Consider the following 18,618-nt stretch of genomic DNA (forward strand, 5'->3'; position numbering starts at 1 on the left):
ACTGTGCGGACCACTTTTCAAAACCATGTCCCACAAACCCACATCTCTCTTTGATGCTTCGATTCTCGTTCCGGCCATCGGCGAGTCGTTCAAGAAGCTCGACCCGCGTCTGATGGTGAAGAACCCTGTCATGTTCGTCACGCTCGTCGGCGCGGTGCTCACCACGGTTAGCATTTTCACCGCCAAGGCCGATCACGGCTTCATCATCCAGCTTTCGGTCTGGCTCTGGTTCACCGTGCTCTTCGCAAACTTCGCCGAAGCTGTCGCCGAAGGCCGTGGCAAGGCGCAGGCCGCCAGCCTGCGTGCCGCGCGCAAAGACACGATGGCCCGCCGCCTCAAAAACGGCCAGGAGATCAGCGTCCCGGCTCCTGCGCTCGAAAAAGGCGATCTCGTCGTCTGTGAAACCGGCGACGTGATCCCCGCCGATGGCGAAGTCATCGAAGGCATCGCCAGCGTCGATGAAGCCGCCATCACCGGTGAGTCCGCGCCCGTCATCCGCGAAAGCGGCGGTGATCGCAGCGCGGTCACCGGCGGCACGAAGGTCATCAGCGACCGCATTGTCATCCGCATCACGTCGGAAAAAGGAAACACCTTCATCGACCGCATGATCGCGATGGTCGAAGGCGCGAAACGCCAGAAAACGCCGAACGAAATCGCGCTCACCATCCTGCTGTCCGCGATGACACTCATCTTCATGCTAGTCACCATCACGCTGAAGCCCTTCGGCATCTACGCTGGGATGGATTTCTCTATTCCCGTGCTCATCGCGCTGCTTGTGTGCCTCATCCCGACCACCATCGGTGGCCTTTTGAGTGCCATCGGCATCAGCGGCATCGACCGCCTCATCCGCCGCAACGTCATGGCCACCTCAGGCCGTGCCGTCGAAGCCGCAGGCGACATCGACGTGCTGCTTTTGGACAAAACCGGCACCATCACCATCGGCAACCGCATGGCCTCCGACTTCCGTCCTGCGCCTGGCGTCACCGAGCAACAACTCGCCGACGCCGCCCAGCTCGCCTCGCTGGCCGATGAAACACCCGAAGGCCGCAGCATCGTTGTTTTGGCCAAAGAACGCTTCAACATCCGTGGCCGTGAGCTTGCGCATCCGCAGGCCACCTTTGTGCCCTTCACCGCGCAGACCCGCATGAGCGGTGTCGATCTCGATGGTCGCAGCATCCGCAAAGGAGCGGCTGATTCGATCAAGGCACATATTGAGGCGTTGGGTGGCGTTTATCCCACCGAAGTCTCCAAAACCGTCGAAGCCGCTTCCCGCGCGGGTCGCACGCCGCTGGTCGTGTGCGAAGACAGCAAGGTGATCGGTGTCGTCGAACTCAAAGACGTCGTCAAAGGCGGCATCAAGGAGCGCTTTGCCCAGCTTCGCAAAATGGGCATCCGCACCGTCATGATCACCGGCGACAATCCGATGACCGCCGCCGCCATCGCCGCCGAGGCTGGTGTCGATGACTTCATGGCTCAAGCCACGCCCGAAGACAAACTGCGCCGCATCCGCGCCGAGCAGGCCGAGGGCCACCTCGTCGCCATGACCGGCGACGGCACCAACGACGCGCCCGCTTTGGCCCAGGCCGATGTCGGCGTCGCCATGAACACCGGCACCCAAGCCGCCCGCGAGGCCGGCAACATGGTCGATCTCGACAGCAATCCCACGAAGCTCATCGAGATCGTCGAGATCGGCAAACAGCTCCTCATGACGCGTGGTTCATTGACCACGTTCAGCATCGCGAACGACATCGCCAAATACTTCGCCAGCATCCCTGCGATGCTCATGGTCACATTTCCCGCGATCAGTCCGCTGAACATCATGGGCCTCGCCAGTCCGCAGAGCGCCATCCTGAGCGCCATCATTTTTAATGCGCTTATCATCGTCGCCTTGATCCCGCTCGCCCTCAAAGGCGTGCCGTATCGCGCCATCGGAGCCGCCGCCGTCTTGCAACGCAACCTCCTCATCTACGGCCTCGGCGGCATCCTCGTCCCCTTCATCGGCATCAAGGCCATTGATGTCATCGTCGCCACCCTTCACCTCGTCTAACACCATGAAAGCTCTCTTCTCCGAACTCCGCCCCGCCATCATGGCCACGCTTGTGCTCGCTGCCGTCACCAGTGGCGCTTATCCGCTGCTCGTCACCCGCATCGCTCAAACGGCCTTCAAAAAACAAGCCGCTGGCAGCCTCATCACCGACAAAGATGGCAAAGTCATCGGCTCCGCCCTGCTCGGTCAGAACTTCGCCGCCGATCACTACTTCCATCCGCGTCCCAGCGCCGCCGGTGCCGGTTATGACGCCGCCAGTTCCAGTGGCAGCAATCTCGGCCCCACCTCGCAAAAGCTGAATGATGCCATCAAAGAGCGCATCACCGCCTACCGCACCACCGAAGGCCTCACCGCCACCGATCCAGTCCCCGCCGATGCCGTCACCGCCTCCGGCAGCGGCCTCGATCCGCACATCAGCCTTAAGAACGCCGAACTGCAAACCGCCCGCGTCGCCAAAGCTCGCAACCTCAGCGTCGAGAAGGTCAAGGAGCTCATCACCGCCAGCACCGCGAAACCCGACTTCGGCATCTTCGGCGACACAGGCGTGAATGTATTGAAGTTGAACCTAGCGCTCGACACCTTGAAGTAATCCATTGCAGACCATGAACGACGACAATCGCCCTGATCCCGACGCTCTGCTCGCGCAGATGCGTCTGGAAGACGTGAAGTCGAAGTCGGGCAAACTCCACATCTTCCTCGGCATGTGCCCAGGCGTCGGCAAGACCTACGCGATGCTGCAAGCGGCGCGGCAGCGAGTGAATGAAGGCGTGGACGTGCTCGCTGGGATCATCGAAACGCATGGGCGCTCCGAAACAGCCGCTCTGCTCGAAGGCATGCGCGTTCTGCCACGCAAGCAGCTCGAACATCGGGGCTTCACGCTGGAGGAGTTCGACATCGACGCGGTGCTCGCACAAAGACCGCAGCTCGTGCTTGTGGATGAACTCGCGCACACCAACGCGCCCGGCTCACGACATGCCAAACGCTATCAGGACGTGCTGGAACTGATCGACGCCGGCATTGATGTCTATACCACGCTCAACGTGCAGCACATCGAGAGCCAGGTAGACATTGTTCGGCAAGTCAGCGGCGTGGCAATCACCGAGACCGTGCCGGACTCGATCCTCGATGTCGCGCATGAAATCCAGCTCATCGACCTCAGCGTCGAAAAACTGCTGGAGCGCATGGCGGACGGCAAAGTGTATCTCGGTGAGCGTGCCGAGCATGCCGTCTCGAACTTCTTCAAAGAAGGCAACCTCACCGCGCTGCGCGAACTTGCCCTGCGCTTCACCGCCGAGCAGGTGGACCGCGATCTGGAGGACATCCGCCGCCTCAAACGTGTCAGCAGCCCGTGGAAGACCAACGCTCGGCTCATGGTCGGTGTCGGGCCCAGTCCCTATGCCGAAAGCCTCATCCGCTGGACGCGTCGTGCTGCCACACGCCTGAACTGTCCCTGGCTCGTCGTCTGGGTGGAAGGAGCGAGAGTTCACACATCCATCGAACAAGACCGCCTCACGCGCTCGCTTGGTCTCGCGCGTAAACTCGGCGGCGAAGTCGTTTCCGTTACGGGCGAGAGCGTCTCCGAGGCGCTGCTGCAAGTCGCCCGCGAGCGCAATGTCTCGCAGATCGTCGTCGGCAAACCGGACAAGCCCTCGCTTTGGAAGAAGTCGCTCGCCGACCAACTCATCCTCGGCAGCGGTGACATTGACGTGTGCGTCGTGCGGCCTCTCGCCGTCTCCGATAAAACTCGCAACATTACTCCGCTGCAGGAACCAGTGCCCGCATCCATCATCGGTGAATACAGTTGGGCCGTGATGAGCGTGTTCGCCATCGCAAGCGTGTGCTGGGGCTTTGTTTCATTCACGGGCTACATGTTTGTCGCTCTTGTGTTTCTGCTTGCCGTCGTGCTGGCGGCGCTACGTCTCAGCCGAGGTCCGGTGCTGGTCATGGCCGCGCTAAGTGCGCTGTGCTGGAACTACTTTTTCATCCCGCCTCAGTTCACCCTTTACATTAACAAGGCCGAAGACTGGATCATGTTCAGCATGTTCTTCATCGTCGCGATCAGCATGGGCAGTCTCACCTCGCGACTGCGTCAGCGCGAGGTCGCCGAGCGCCGCCGTTTGCGTCTGACCTCGGCTTTGTTGCGCGTCACACAAAGCGCGGCACTCGCCGCCGAGACGGAAAAAGGCCTCGCTGAGGCGCTACGCACGATCAATGAGCTGCTCAATGCCAGCACCGCACTCGTCGTGCGCGAGCAGGATCGCTCGATGCCGAAAGCCGCGCACAAGGCCAGCAGCTTTCAGCCGTCGGCCAAAGAATGGGGCGTCGTGGCCTGGAGTTACGAGAACAAACAATGCGCGGGCCGATTCACCGACACCCTGCCCGAATCCGTCGCCACCTGGTTTCCCCTTCAAACCGCCACCTCGAACATGGGCGTGCTCGGCGTGCAGATACCACGCGAAGCACGGATGGATTTCACCACGCGGCAGACTATTGAGGCCTTCGCGCTGCAGCTCGCGCTCGTGCTGGAGAAGGAGCACTTCATTCAGGCCGTCAGCCACGCCGAAGTCCTCGCACAGTCCGAGAAACTGCGCCGCACCCTGCTCGACAGCGTCTCGCATGAACTCAAGACACCCCTCGCTGTCATTAGAGCTTCTTTGGAAGGCATGATCGATGTGCGAAGTCCCTACATCGCCGAGATCGGCACAGCGACTCAGCGACTGCAACGCGTCGTGGATCATCTTTTGCAAATGACGCAGCTCGAATCGGAGGTTCTGAAGCCGCAGCTCGACTGGTGTGATCTGCATGATGTCATCGCTGCTGCACGACAGGCGGCAGGTGAGGCTTTGAAAGCGCATCCCGTGCAGGTGACACTCCCCGATGACATGCCACTCGTGAAGCTGGATCACGCCATGCTAGCGCAAGCACTCGCGAACATCCTGCACAACGCTACTGCTTACACACCCTCAGGCACAGCCATCGAGATCAGCATCACTCTGCATGAGAAAAAACTGCGTCTCATCATCCGCGATCACGGGCCTGGGTTGCCTGCAGGAGCCGAGAGTCGTGTGTTTGAGAAGTTTTATCGCGCTCAGGGATCACCGGCGGGCGGCACGGGCCTCGGGCTTGCCATCACGCGCGGATTTGTGCAGGCCATGGGCGGACGCATCAGCGCGCGAAATCATGTCGAAGGTGGCGCTGAGTTTCTGCTTGAGCTAGAGGTGGCTACCCATGACAGCCCTCATCATTGATGACGAAATCCAGATCCGCCGCCTGTTGCGAATGGCTTTAGAGGCCAGGAGCTACACCGTGCGCGAGGTGGAAAACGGCACACTGGGCCTTCAGGCCGCCATTTTTCACAAACCCGACGTCATCATCCTCGATCTCGGCCTGCCTGACATGGATGGCGTAGAGGTGCTGAAACGTCTCCGCGAGTGGAGCACCACGCCCGTGCTCATTCTGAGCGTGCGTGACCAGGAATCTGTCAAACTCGCCGCCTTCGAGGCCGGAGCTGATGACTACGTCACCAAGCCTTTCAGCACGGCCGAATTGCTGGCCCGCCTCACCGCCATCCAGCGCCGACAAAGCGCCGACGACATCGCCAATTTGCACGCAGGCGGCCTCATTCTCGATCCTATCCATCACGAAGCCACCCTCCTCGGCGAGCCGCTCAAGCTCACGCCCACCGAGTATGCGCTGCTCGCCCAGCTCATGAGACACGCTGGCAAAGTTGTCACCCTGAAGCATCTCCTCCGCGCCGTGTGGGGCCCGCAGTCTGAGGAACAGAGCCACTATCTGCGTGTGTATGTGAACCACCTGCGCAAGAAACTCGAAGGCTCGACCTTGGAGATCAAAAACGAGCCGGGAATAGGATATCGCTTGGAGTCGGAGTGACAGACTTTAACCGAGCCGCAAATCCAGCGTGAATGGGAACTCAGGATTTGGCACGGCGGGAGCCACTTTCATTTTACCTGGCGTGTGACCATGACGGAAGAAGCGGGCGAGACGGCGGCTTTCAGCTTCGTAGGAGTTCACCGGGAAGGTGTCATAGCTGCGGCCACCGGGATGAACGACGTGATAGGTGCACCCGCCGAGCGAGCGCTGATTCCAGAGATCAACGAGATCAATGGTGAGCGGCGAATGGACACCGATGGTGGGATGGAGGCAGCTCTCGGGCTGCCAGGCGCGGTAGCGGACACCCGCGACGTATTCGCCATTCGTTCCAGTAGGGTGCAGCGGCACGGTTTTGCCATTGCAGGTGATGGCGTAGCGGCCTTCGACGAGACCTTGAGCCTTGATCTGGATGCGCTCCAAGGATGAATCAACGTAGCGCACGGCACCTCCGGCACTGCCCTCTTCACCGAGTACATGCCAGGGCTCCAGAGCCTGACGGATCTCGACGTGGACATTTCGTCCGGTCCAGTCGCCACTGATCGGGAAACGGAACTCATGGTGCGGCGCAAACCATTCGGGCTTCAGTTCATACCCTGCGAGCTTCGTGTCATGGCACACGTCTTCGAGGTCACTCCAGACGAAGTGCGGCAGCATCCAGCGGTCGTGGATGTCTGTGCCCCAGCGGACGAGCGGAGCCTCGTAGGGCTCTTTCCAGAAGCGGGCGATGAGGGTACGCAGCATCAGCGCCTGAGCGAGGCTCATGTGCGCATGAGGCGGCATTTCAAAGGCGCGCATTTCCACGAGCCCGAGGCGTCCGGTGGAGCTGTCGGGCGAGTAAAGTTTATCGATGCAGAACTCGGAGCGATGCGTGTTGCCCGTGGAGTCGATGAGCAGGTTTCGATATAGCCTATCAACCAACCAGGGCGGCACATGACCACTTTCCGAAGCAGCTTTGAATGCGACTTCGAGTTCGTAGAGGGAATCGTTGCGAGCTTCGTCGATACGCGGGCTCTGACTCGTGGGGCCGATGAAGAGGCCGCTGAAGAGGAAAGAGAGCGCGGGATGGTTTTGCCAGTAGCTGACGAGGCTGCGCAGCAGGTCCGGGCGACGCAGGAAAGGACTGTCCTTCGGCGTCTCCGCACCGATGACGATGTGATTGCCACCACCAGTGCCGGTGTGGCGGCCATCGACCATGAACTTCTCCGTGCCGAGGCGCGTGAGCCGCGCTTCTTCATAGAGTGTCTCGGTGATGTTCACCATCTCATCCCAGCTCTTCGCGGGCTGCACGTTTACTTCGATGACACCTGGGTCGGGCGTAACTTTCAGCGTGTTGATCCGTGGATCATACGGCGGAGCGTAGCCCTCGATCACGATGGGCTGATCCAGCGCGAGCGCGACATCCTCCACGGCACCGAGGCAGCTCAGGTACTCCTCCAGCGTCTGTGTAGGCGGCATGAAGATGAAGAGTTTCCCATCACGCGGCTGCACACACAGCGCCGTGCGCACGATCTTGTCGGCAGACTGACCCAGCGCTGGAGGTTGCTGTGCGGGATCGATCAGGTCTTTCGGTGCTTCCTCGTCGATCAATTCCTCCAGGCCAAGCGGGCCACGGCGCTGGGCGATCCTTTTCCAAAACGAAGCCGGGATGCCGGCGATGCCGCGCACGAACTGCTGCCGTGATGGCAGTGGATCGCGATCCTGCATCGGGTCCTGCTCATGCAGGTAAGGGTAGTCGGTGGTCTTCACCCAAGGCTGCGAATCGAGCGGCAGACGTAGTCCGATGGGAGAGTCTCCGGGCAACAAATAACAGTGCTCCGTGCGCAGGAACCACGGGCCGGTTTCCCAGCCATTGGGCACTGACTTCAGTGGCAGCACATGGCCGATGATCTTATCGAGCCCCTGCTCGAAGATTTTCGCCAGTCGCTCACGCTCCTCCTTTTCTTTGAGGTTCGACTTCAGCGGATCGACATTCACCGGCAGCTTCCGCTCACGCCAGATGTGGTAAAAGGCATCCTCATAGGCGGGCATGATCCACTTGCCTCCGCAGCCGAGGCGCTCGGCGAGGGCGTGAATGAAACGTGCGGAGTGAACTTCCGTCACGCCGTAGTCCGTCTTCATGTCGGCGAAGAGATGCGGGTGCTCCCAGAGGGGCTGCCCATCTTTGCGCCAATGGCAGCCATAGGACCAGCGTGGCAGAGGCTCGCCGGGATACCATTTGCCTTGGCCATAATGGAGGAAGGCCCCGGTGCTGAACCGATCTTTGAGCCGCTTAAGAAGTTCGTCGGAGAGCTTTGCCTTGTTTGGCCCGACGGCTGTCGTGTTCCACTCGGCTCCATCCACATCGTCGATGGAAACAAAGGTCGGCTCCCCACCCATCGTGAGACGCACGTCATTGGCGACGAGTTCCTTGTCCAAAGCATGACCCAGTGCGGCGATCTCTGCCCATTGCTCCTCGCTGTAAGGTTTCGTGACACGCGGAGATTCGTAAATGCGGTCCACGCGCATCTCGAATTCGAACTCCGTTTTGCACGGCTCCACCACGCCACTGATTGGCGCAGCGCTCTGCGGCTCAGGTGAGGCAGCGAGTGGGATGTGCCCTTCTCCGGCAAGCAGGCCTGAGGTCGGATCAAGCCCCACCCAGCCCGCGCCGGGCAGATAGACTTCGCACCAGGCGTGCAGATCCGTGAAGTCCACCTCCGTGCCGCTCGGTCCATCGAGCGACTTCACGTCGGACTTGAGCTGGATGAGATAGCCGCTGACAAAGCGTGCCGCGATGCCCAGGCGGCGCATGACTTGCACCATGAGCCAGGCGGAGTCACGGCAGGAGCCGCTGAGCAGATCCAGCGTTTTTTCCGGTGTCTGAACCCCCGGCTCCATGCGGATCGTGTAGCGGATGTCTTTCCACAGGCGCTGATTCACCGCCACCAGCAGGTCAATCGTGCGCAGGCGCTTGTCCGCATCCTTTTTGAGTTGCCCCACCTCGGGTAAAACGGCGTGTGCATGGATGTCCGTGGCCGTCTCAGAGTGAGTGCCCGGAACATGGGGCAGGCCGCCATTGCCGAGGATCTCGTGCCGCAGGTCCGCCAGATAAGCCTGAAACAGCGGGGTAAAGGGCTGGCATTTCAGAAACGGAGCCAGTTCCTGATCCGATGCGGCATCATACTTGAAGGGGTAGTGCTCACCTTCAGGTTCCAGGAAGAAGTCGAAGGGATTAAACACCGCCATCTCCGCCACCACCTCGACCTCGATGCTGAATTCCTTTGTCTTCTCCGGGAAGACGAGACGCGCGAGGTAGTTCGACTGCGGGTCCTGCTGCCAGTTCAGGAAATGCTGCTCCGGGGTGACTTTCAGCGTGTAGCCGAGGATGCGTGTCCGCGCATGGGGCGCGGGCCGCAGCCGTACCACCTGGGGGCCGAGAGTGACCGGATGTTCATAGCGATAGCTGGTGCGGTGATGAAGGGCGACGTGGATGGACATGCGAGGGGTTGGTGGGGGCCGAGAACGGAGCCTATGCCCTGTTTAAGCAGTTTCGCTGCCAATCTTGTTTTTCGGCTCGGAAAAACGGTTCTACCGCCTTGCCTCCCCTCGATTTCGCGAGACTATGCGCCCGCTTTTCCCCAACCAACCACCATGCCCAAGAAATCCTCCGCCAAAGCCTCCCGCACCGAGCCCGCTGTATCTGCCATCCGGCCGATCAAAAAGCTCATGGTCGCGAATCGCTCCGAGATCGCCATCCGTGTCATGCGGGCGGCCACCGAGTTGGGTTTGAAAACGGTGGGCATCTACGCGCAGGAAGACCGCTTCTGCCCGCATCGCTTCAAGGCGGATGAAGCCTACGAGCTGAACAAGGACAAAGGCCCGCTCGGGGCTTATCTCGACATCGAAGGCATCGTCACCATCGCCAAAGAGAAGGGCGTGGATGCCATCCATCCGGGTTACGGTTTCCTCAGTGAAAACCCGCAATTCGCCCAGGCCTGTGCGGATGCTGGCATCATCTTCATCGGACCTGAGGCCAAGATCCTCGACATGATGGGCGACAAGACCGCCGCGCGAAACATCGCCCGCAAGCTCAAGGTCTCCATCCTCGAAGGCACCGACGAACCGGTCAGTGATCGCAAAGAAGCCATCGCTGCGGCGAAGAAGATCGGCTTCCCGCTCATCATCAAGGCCGCCTTTGGTGGCGGCGGACGTGGGATGCGCGTGGTGCGTGAGGCGAAGGATCTGGAGAAGTTGCTCGACGAAGCCCAGACGGAAGCGCTGCGCTCCTTCGGCAATGGTGCGGTGTTCCTGGAAAAATTCGTCGGCAAGGCGAAGCACATCGAAGTGCAGATCCTCGCGGACAAACACGGCCATGTTTTGCACCTGCATGAGCGCGACTGCTCCGTGCAGCGTCGTCATCAAAAGGTCATCGAGCAGGCACCGAGCTATGGCGTAAAGCAAAGCGTCATCGACGGTCTCTGCGATGCCGCCGTGAAGCTCGCAAAGGAGGTGAACTACACGCACGCAGGCACCGTCGAGTTCCTCGTCGATCACGAAACGGGTGAGTGGTACTTCATCGAGATGAATCCACGCATCCAGGTGGAACACACCGTCACCGAGGAGATCACTGGCATCGACATCGTGCGCAGCCAGATCCTCATCGCGCAGGGCTACCAGATTCATGAAGAACCGCTCGGGCTGCCCCCTCAGGAGAAGATCGAAAAGAGCGGCTTCGCCATCCAGTGCCGCATCACCACAGAAGATCCCGAGAACAATTTCACGCCCGACTTTGGCAAGATCCTCAACTACCGCAGCCCCGGTGGATTCGGCGTCCGCCTCGATGGCGCGATGGGCGCGACGAACTCCGTTATCACGCCCTATTACGACTCCATGCTCGTGAAGATGACCGTCTTCGCCCGCACCTACCAGCAGGCGCTCGACCGCATGGATCGCGGTCTGCGCGAGTTCCGTATCCGTGGTGTGAAGACGAACATCCCGTTCCTCATGAACGTGGTGCATCATGAGGAGTTCAAGACCGGTCAGGCCACCACGCGCTTCATCGACAACAATCCTGATCTGCTCAAGTTCGTCGCCCGCAAGGACCGCGCCTCGAAGCTGCTGAACTACCTCGCCGACACCATCGTCAACGGCAATCCCTTCGCCAAGGGCCACAAGCAGGATAAGCCCTTCATCGTGCCCGCCATCCCGAAATGGGATCATCGCATCGAGCCTGCGAAGGGCACGAAGCAGCTCCTCACCGAGATGGGCCCTGAGCAGTTCTGCAAAGGCTGGGTCGCCAAGCAGAAGAAGCTGCTCATCACCGACACCACCATGCGTGATGCCCATCAGTCGCTGCTGGCCACGCGTATGCGCACCTTTGACATGCTCGCCGTGGCAGATGCCGTGGCGCGTCGCACGCCGGACCTCTTCTCTTTGGAAATGTGGGGCGGTGCCACCTTCGACGTAACCATGCGCTTCCTGCGTGAAGACCCCTGGGCTCGTCTGCGCGACATCCGCGCCAAGGTGCCGAACATTCTTTTGCAGATGCTCTTCCGTGGCTCCAACGCCGTCGGCTACACCAATTACCCCGACAACGTGGTGAAGGGTTTCATCAAACATGCCGCCGAGAACGGCATGGACATCTTCCGCATCTTCGACTCGCTCAACTACCTGCCGAACCTCACTGCCGCCATGCAGGCCGTGCGTGAAGACACGAAGTCCATCTGCGAAGGCACGCTCTGCTACACCGGCGACATCCTCGATCCGAAGCGCGACAAGTATGACCTCAAGTACTACGTCCGCCTCGCCAAGGAGCTGGAGAAGATGGGCGCGCACATGCTCTGCATCAAAGACATGGCCGGCCTCGTGCGTCCGTATGCCGCGAAGAAGCTCGTCAAAGCCCTCAAAGACGAAGTCGGCATCCCGATCCACTTCCACACGCATGACACCAGCGGCCTGAACGCCGCCAGCATCATCGAGGCCGCCGAAGCCGGAGTCGATGTCTGCGATGCCGCCATCGCTTCCATGTCCGGCGGCACCAGCCAGCCGAACTTGAACTCCATCGTCGCCGCTCTCCAGCACACGCCGCGCGATACCGGCCTCAATGTCGATGCCCTCCAGGAGTTCAGCGACTACTGGGCCTCCGTCCGCGCTTTCTACAAGCCCTTCGACACCAGCGAACCCTACGGCACCGCCGAAGTCTATCTCCACGAGATGCCCGGCGGCCAATACACGAACCTCAAAGAGCAGGCCATCGGCATGGGCCTCGGACCTCGCTGGCCCGAGATCGCTCACGCTTATGCCGAGGTGAACCAGCTCTGTGGCGACATCGTCAAAGTCACGCCATCGAGCAAAGTCGTCGGTGACCTCGCCATCGAGTGCGTCGCGCGTGGTGTGAAGCCGAATGACATCTTCCAGCTCACCGGCACAAAGTGGAGCAAGGACGTCACCAGCATGTTCGAAGGCTGGCTTGGCGAGCCCTTCTACGGCATGGAGCCCGCCAAGGCCGCCGACAGCCGCAAGAAATGGAACGCCCTCGCAGACGCCATCGTCGGCAAAGGTGGCAAGCGCATCAAAGGCCGCCCCGGCACCCACGCTGCCAAGATCAACCTCGCCGAGGTCCGCGCCGAGCTGGAGCAGAAGCTCAAGAAGAAGCCCACCGAGGACGATGTCTGGAGCTACCTCATGTATCCCGATGTCTTCCTGAAGTTCGCCGACTTCCGCAAGACCTATGGCGATGTCGCAGCCCTGCCCACACCGGCCTACTACTACGGCCTGCGTGACAAGGAGGAGATCCACATCAACCTCGAAGAAGGCAAGACCCTCTTCGTCCGCCTGCTGAACATGACCGAGCCCGACCCCGCCGGCCAGCAGACCGCCATCTTCGAGCTGAACGGCTTCCCCCGCCACACCACCGTGACGAACAAGTCACTCGCCGTGAACACCGTCAGCAAAGTCAAAGCCGACCCCGCCGACCCGACCCAAGTCGGCGCCCCCATGCCCGGCATGGTCGCCAGCATTGCCGTCACCGTCGGTCAAAAAGTCAAAGAAGGCGAAACCCTCGTCACCCTGGAAGCCATGAAAATGTTCGCCGCCATCAGCGCCCCCACCTCCGGCACCGTCAGTGAGATACTTGTGAAGATAGGCGAGAGCGTCGAGAGCAAGGATCTGCTGGTGAGGTTGGTGAAGTGACGATTGACGCCATCACCGTTTCTGGTGTTTGTTGGCTTCTTCGCTAGGCGGAGAAGCCAACACCAGTGGTGATGCTTGGTCGCATGCTTTCAAAAAGAACGATGGCCGTCTCCACCTCCCACGCCTTCTGACGGGACCGCTTTGCGGTCCGGGTTCGTGGGTGGGGTGATGTGAGACAAAGTGCCTGTCCCGAATGGCACTCGGTTAAGCTTTTCGTCTGGGCAAGGGAAGTGCCTGTCCTTCGTTGTCGGACCTTTTGGTTTTCGCTTGTATGCCAACGGCACGACTCATACCGGCCTGGGGCGGTCAGCCCCAGGTTCCCGAGCCACCTCAAACCCACCCTGACCGAGGGCTGAAGGCCCGAGCCATGCTCGAGACGCTATGAGCATAGGTCAGGCTTTCAGCTTACGGGCGGTCGTTGTGCCTGGTTTCCTGGGCCGTTGGCCCAGGTTGGTATCGAGCGGGCCTGTGGCCCTGAGAACTCCGAGGTGTCGAGTCCGCTCCTTAACCGAGTGCCATTCTTCTTCAAGCCGAAGGCCCGGGTGCGAAGGGGCGGTTGATCTGCTCTCCAAGTTTCTCATGCGCTCGAGATGCTGCGGAATAAATTCCGCGCTCCGATGTCGCATTCACCTCACACGCCCTCTGGCGGGACAGCGTTGCGGTCCGATCGTGGGCGGGAACTCATGTTTTGACAGCAGGCCAAGGTCACGCTTTCGGCAGCAGGATCGGTATGCCGTCGTCGATGGGGAAAAGGTGGGAACCATCTTCGCGGCTGAGCGCCTTTTCATCCGCAGGTCGTCCATGGCGCTGCAAGTCCTCGGCGGTGGCCCAGCGCAGAGGCTGGTGGGTGTCCGGGCAGCGCATCTTGGGGAGGAAGTCGTTGATCCAATCGAGGTTCATCGGATCTGGCCCTCTCCATCGACGATGTATTTGTAGCTGCAAAGCTCTGCCAATCCCATGGGGCCGCGTGCGTGGAGTTTGTCAGTGCTGATGCCGATTTCGGCTCCGAAGCCGAACTCGCCGCCGTCATTGAAGCGGGTGCTGGCGTTGTGCAGCACGACGGCGCTGTCCACCTCGTGCTGGAAGCGCTCGGCATCGGTACGGTTGCGGGTAACGATGCTGTCGGTGTGATGCGAGCCGTAGCGGTTGATGTGCGTGATCGCTTCATCCAGCGAGGCCACGGTCTTGATCGAGAGGATCAAGTCGAGATACTCGGTGCTCCAATCTTCTTCCGTGGCGGGCTTGGCATCGCTGCCGAGGTGGACGAGCGAGGCTGCATCGCCACGCATCTCGACGTGGGCTTCACGCAGGGCGGCGGCGAGCTTGGGATGGAAGTCGGAGGCGATGTCCTGATGGACGAGCGCGGTCTCCAAGGCATTGCAGACGCCGGGCTTCTGCGTCTTTGAGTTCACGATGATCTTCACCGCCATTTCCTGATCGGCATCCGGGGCGACATAGACGTGGCAGACGCCGTCGTAGTGCTTGATGACGGGCATGCGCGCGGTGGCGACGACTTTCTCGATGAGTCCTTTGCCACCGCGAGGAATGATGAGATCGAGGTATTGATCCATCTTCGCCATGTGCTCCACACTGGCGCGGTCGGTGAAGGGGATGAGCTGCACGCTGTCTTTCGGCAAACCGGCTCGCTCACCGCCAGCCTGGAGGGCTGCGGCGAGGGCGACATTGGAGTGGATGGCCTCACTGCCGCCGCGTAGGAGCGTGGCATTGCCGGTCTTGAAGCACAGGCTCGCGGCATCGCTGGTGACGTTCGGGCGGGACTCGAAGATGATGCCGATGACACCGATGGGGACGCGCTTCTTGGTGATGTGCAGTCCGTTGGGCCGGGTCCATTCTGAGAGAACTTCACCGACCGGGTCTGGCAATGTGGCGACTTCGCGTACGGCATCAGCCGCGGCTTTGAGACGCTTCGGATCGAGCGTCAGGCGATCGATCATGGCCTTGGTCAAACCTTTCTCATGGGCGGTGGCGAGATCTTTGGCGTTTGCTTCCAGGATCGTGGTCTGGCGGGCTTCGATCTCGTCCGCCATGGCCATCAAGATGGTATTTTTCTCGGCAGAGCTGAGCTTCACCAGTTCATGCGCGGCGGCACGGGCGCGGCGGCCCATGTCGAGGATGGAGGATTGGATGTCTGCGTCGGTCATGTGGACGATACGTCATGCCGCCCGCTGGCGGCTCTGCAAATGGAAACTGGCGGCTAGGCAGTCGCTGGGACGGCTTTCACTTCGGGCTCTTCTTTGCCAAAGAGGCTGCGAATCAGCGCGCCGACATCATCCACGGCGAGATAGCAAAGGGGCACGAGGAACAGTGTGATGACCGTCGCAAAGAGGCTGCCGTAGCCCATGGCGACGGAGACGGGCGTGAGGAACTGGGCGTGGGTGCTCTGGGCACCGCTGCTGAAGAGGAAGGGGAGCATCTTTGCCAGCCAGGTGCCATCGAAGATGAGTGGGACGAGGCCGAAGAAGGTGGTGATCTGGGTGAGGAAGATGGCGCGGAAGCGCAGGATACCGCCGCGCTGTACAGCCTCACGCAGGCTCATGCCGTTGGCTTTGAGGTCGTTGATTTCATCGACGAGCACGAGGGTGTCATTCACCACCACGCCGCAGACGCCGAGGATGCCGAAGGCGCTCATGATGCTGACTGGCAGGCCGTGGAAGAGATGACCGATGACAGCTCCGACGACGCCGAAGGGCACGACGAGCAGAACGATGAGCGGCTGCGAGTAGCTCTTAAACGGGATGGCCATCATGGCATACATGGCGGCGATCACGATGAGGAAGGAGATCAGCATCTGCCCCTGGCTTTCGCGCTGGAAGCGGGCCTCGCCCTCGAAGGTCCAGCGGATGTGACCGTGGTTGGCGAGCAGGTCGTCGAGGAAGCTGGTCAGCTCCAAACGCAGCGCAGCGACATCCGTCGTGGCTTTGTCGGCATCGGCGGAGATGTTCAGCGCGCGGCGGCGATCCACGCGCTTGATGCTGGTGAAGCTCTTCACGACGGTGGCCTTTGCCACGCGACTGAAAGGCACCTCAAGTCCGGTGGCGGTGCGCACGCGCATCGTGTCGAGCGTGGCGAGGTTCTGTCGGTTCGCCTTGGGCATTCGCAGCATGACTTTGACCTCATTGCGCCCGCGCTGGATGCGCTGCACTTCATCGCCATAAAAGGACTGCCGCACTTGGCGGGCGAGGTCGGTGACGGTGACGCCGAGCTGTTGAGCTTCAGGTTTCAGCGTGAGCTGGATCTCATTTCGGCCGCTGTCGAGGGAGTCGTTGATGTCAAAGAGTGCGGGGTAGGTGGAGAGCTTCTCTTTGATCTTTTCCGACATGGCCAGCATCTCTTTCGGATCAGTGCCGGTGAGCTGGATGTCGATGGGATCGCCACCTCGCATGATCTCGGCACGGAAGGTGAGTTCCTCGGCTCCGACGATGCTGCCGATGCGTTTGCGCCACTCGTTGGACATCTCCACGGTGTTGGCATCGCGGCTGCGTTCTTCGGGACCAAAGGTTTCCATGGTGACGCCGCCGACATGGCTGCCTGTGCCAGAGGGTGAGCCACGGCTAGAAAGCGTGGTGCCGATGGTGGAGACGACATGCTTCACCACGCTGCGACCATCCGGCCCGACATACTCCTTCTGCATCTCAAGCGCGATGTTGTAGATGCGTTCGATGTGCTTCTCCGTGACCTCGACAGGTGTGCCATCAAGCATCGTGAGACGGCAGTCGATTCGCTCGCTCGCGACGCGCGGGAAGTAGGTGGTCGGGATGCGCCCGCCGAAGAACAGGCCAGCGATGATGGCGAGTCCGCCAAAGAGGATCGCCAGCACGGTGTAGCAATGATTCACGCTGAAGCTGATGGCGGGCGCATAAACCGTGCGCACGAACCATTGCAGCGCTCCATCTGAAGTGCGGTGGATGGGGGCGAGCATGTCACCTGCGCGGCCAAGGAATGGATGGGCGAGATGGCTGGGAAGGATGAGCTTTGTCTCGACCAGCGCGATGAGCATCACGGTGATAAAGATAAGCGCGATGGGTTTAAACATGGAGCCCCAGTCGGAGGAGTCGATGGCCATTGGCAGGAAGGCGATGACAGTGGTCAGCACGCCGAAGGTGATGGGCACGGCCATGCGTCGTGTGCCAGCGATGGCGGCCTCCAGCGGGCTCATCCCTGTGGTGGTGCGGAGGTGGTCGCAGTGCTCGGAGATGACGATGGCGTCATCAACGACTATGCCGAGCACGAGGATGAATCCCATCAGCGAGGACAGATTGATCGATATGTCCAGGTAAGGCATGAGCGCGATGGCTCCGAGGAAGCTCATGACCATGCCGACACCGACCCAGATCACGGCTTCCAGCCGGAGGAAGAGGCCGACGCAGATGAAGACGAGGATGAGGCAGCTCTGGGCATTCTGCATGAGCAGGTCGATGCGCCCCTTCACGATCTTCGAGCGGTCATTCCAATAATCGAGATGCACGCCGCCGGGCAGCTTCTTGTTCATCTCGTCGATGTAGGCTTTGACGCGCTCGCCGATGGTGATGGCGTTTTGTTTGCCCTCGCGCATGACGCTGATCATGACGCAGCGGCGGCCATTCAGACGTGTGACGAGCGGGTTCTCTGTGAAGCCGTCGATGATCTTCGCGATCTCGCCGAGGGTGACCTTGCTGCCATCGGCGCGGATGACGAGCGGGACTCGTGCGTAGTCGTCGCCGGTGTAGGCGCGGCCTCGGGTGCGCAGGGAGACATCGCCTGCCTCGGTCTGCACGACACCGGCGGGCATGTCGATGGCATTTTCGCGGATGCTGCGGCTGATGGATTCGAGTGTGAGGCCATACTTGCGGAGCTGATCTTCGGAGATCTCGATGGCGATCTCTTCATTGCGGATGCCGGTGATGTCGGCGTGCGAGATGCCGGGCAGGGAGGCGAGTTCATCGCGTGTCTGCTCGCCGAGACGCTTGAGATCGCGCTCGGCCATGTCGGCGCTGAGGATGACGGTGATGACGCTGTGGAAGCTGTCGTCGAGCTGGATGATCGGCTTCTCGGCGAGCGCTGGGAAGTTCGAGATGGCATCGACTCGGATCTTCACGTCCTCCATCACGCGGCGGGGATCGTCGTCCTCATTCACCTCGATGAAAACACTGCCACCACTGCTGCCCGCGGTGCTGTTCACATGCTTGATGCCGCCCACCTGCTGGATGGCTTCCTCGATCTTCAGCACGATGGTTTCCTCAGTCTCCTCGGGCGATGAGGCGGGGTAGGGGACATTCACCGAGATGTATCGGGACGGCATGTCCTGAAACACCTCCAGAGGGATTTTATCCTGATACAAGGTCCATGCGCCCGCAGTCATCACCGCCAGCATCAGAAGATTGGCGGCGACGTGATTTCGGGCGAACCAGGCGATCATGGGGGAGGCAGTTGGGAGGACGGAATGGCTGTTTTGAGCGTGTCGAGATGCAGAGGACGGGCAAATGACGAATGATGAATTCCGAATGACGAAG

General features: G+C 60.7%; 9 protein-coding genes. 5 read left to right on the forward strand and 4 right to left on the reverse strand.

The window, feature by feature from the left end; genetic code table 11:
* Nucleotides 1-25: 25 nt before the first annotated feature.
* The 4 genes from kdpB to AC6FTP_RS06735 are packed head-to-tail and all read left to right on the forward strand — an operon-like array spanning nt 26 to nt 5,938.
* On the forward strand, nt 26-2,047 hold the full coding sequence (gene kdpB / locus AC6FTP_RS06720; protein ID WP_497206136.1) for a potassium-transporting ATPase subunit KdpB: 2,022 nt from the start codon (nt 26-28) through the stop codon (nt 2,045-2,047).
* Nucleotides 2,048-2,051: 4 nt separating this feature from the next.
* Nucleotides 2,052-2,636 (forward strand): K(+)-transporting ATPase subunit C, encoded by a 585-nt coding sequence (kdpC, locus tag AC6FTP_RS06725; RefSeq protein ID WP_497206137.1) that lies wholly within the window; start codon nt 2,052-2,054, stop codon nt 2,634-2,636.
* A 13-nt stretch (nt 2,637-2,649) separates the two neighbouring features.
* A complete protein-coding gene (locus tag AC6FTP_RS06730; RefSeq protein ID WP_497206138.1) occupies nt 2,650-5,295 on the forward strand; it encodes a DUF4118 domain-containing protein in 2,646 nt (881 codons plus the stop codon).
* Nucleotides 5,276-5,938, forward strand: coding sequence for a response regulator transcription factor (locus AC6FTP_RS06735; protein WP_497206139.1), 663 nt, complete (start codon nt 5,276-5,278; stop codon nt 5,936-5,938). The genes AC6FTP_RS06730 and AC6FTP_RS06735 overlap by 20 nt, the downstream gene beginning before the upstream one ends.
* A gap of 6 nt (nt 5,939-5,944) precedes the next feature.
* Here the strand turns inward: AC6FTP_RS06735 and AC6FTP_RS06740 are convergent, their stop codons facing one another.
* Nucleotides 5,945-9,415, reverse strand: a complete 3,471-nt coding sequence (locus AC6FTP_RS06740; RefSeq protein ID WP_497206140.1) for a transglutaminase family protein — start codon at nt 9,413-9,415, stop codon at nt 5,945-5,947.
* A 153-nt stretch (nt 9,416-9,568) separates the two neighbouring features.
* Between AC6FTP_RS06740 and AC6FTP_RS06745 the strand changes: the two genes are divergently transcribed.
* Complete coding sequence (locus AC6FTP_RS06745) at nt 9,569-13,108, forward strand: pyruvate carboxylase (RefSeq protein ID WP_497206141.1); 3,540 nt, start codon at nt 9,569-9,571, stop codon at nt 13,106-13,108.
* 705 nt (nt 13,109-13,813) lie between these two features.
* Here the strand turns inward: AC6FTP_RS06745 and AC6FTP_RS06750 are convergent.
* Genes AC6FTP_RS06750 through AC6FTP_RS06760 form a run of 3 tightly spaced genes read right to left on the reverse strand, consistent with a single transcriptional unit; the run spans nt 13,814 to nt 18,524 of the window.
* Nucleotides 13,814-14,008, reverse strand: a complete 195-nt coding sequence (locus AC6FTP_RS06750; protein ID WP_497206142.1) for a hypothetical protein — start codon at nt 14,006-14,008, stop codon at nt 13,814-13,816.
* Complete coding sequence (locus AC6FTP_RS06755; RefSeq protein WP_497206143.1) at nt 14,005-15,270, reverse strand: glutamate-5-semialdehyde dehydrogenase; 1,266 nt, start codon at nt 15,268-15,270, stop codon at nt 14,005-14,007. The genes AC6FTP_RS06750 and AC6FTP_RS06755 overlap by 4 nt, the downstream gene beginning before the upstream one ends.
* Nucleotides 15,271-15,323: 53 nt before the next feature.
* Complete coding sequence (locus tag AC6FTP_RS06760; RefSeq protein WP_497206144.1) at nt 15,324-18,524, reverse strand: efflux RND transporter permease subunit; 3,201 nt, start codon at nt 18,522-18,524, stop codon at nt 15,324-15,326.
* Nucleotides 18,525-18,618: the final 94 nt, after the last annotated feature.

This window comes from Prosthecobacter sp. (assembly GCF_044378005.1).
Classification (GTDB): Bacteria; Verrucomicrobiota; Verrucomicrobiia; order Verrucomicrobiales; family Verrucomicrobiaceae; genus Prosthecobacter.

Bases quoted from the DNA above. Each gene is read 5' to 3' on its own strand.
- kdpB (WP_497206136.1), top strand. From the start codon at position 26: ATGTCCCACAAACCCACATCTCTCTTTGATGCTTCGATTCTCGTTCCG.
- kdpC (WP_497206137.1), top strand. From the start codon at position 2,052: ATGAAAGCTCTCTTCTCCGAACTCCGCCCCGCCATCATGGCCACGCTT.
- AC6FTP_RS06730 (WP_497206138.1), top strand. From the start codon at position 2,650: ATGAACGACGACAATCGCCCTGATCCCGACGCTCTGCTCGCGCAGATG.
- AC6FTP_RS06735 (WP_497206139.1), top strand. From the start codon at position 5,276: ATGACAGCCCTCATCATTGATGACGAAATCCAGATCCGCCGCCTGTTG.
- AC6FTP_RS06740 (WP_497206140.1), bottom strand. From the start codon at position 9,415: ATGTCCATCCACGTCGCCCTTCATCACCGCACCAGCTATCGCTATGAA.
- AC6FTP_RS06745 (WP_497206141.1), top strand. From the start codon at position 9,569: ATGCCCAAGAAATCCTCCGCCAAAGCCTCCCGCACCGAGCCCGCTGTA.
- AC6FTP_RS06750 (WP_497206142.1), bottom strand. From the start codon at position 14,008: ATGAACCTCGATTGGATCAACGACTTCCTCCCCAAGATGCGCTGCCCG.
- AC6FTP_RS06755 (WP_497206143.1), bottom strand. From the start codon at position 15,270: ATGACCGACGCAGACATCCAATCCTCCATCCTCGACATGGGCCGCCGC.
- AC6FTP_RS06760 (WP_497206144.1), bottom strand. From the start codon at position 18,524: ATGATCGCCTGGTTCGCCCGAAATCACGTCGCCGCCAATCTTCTGATG.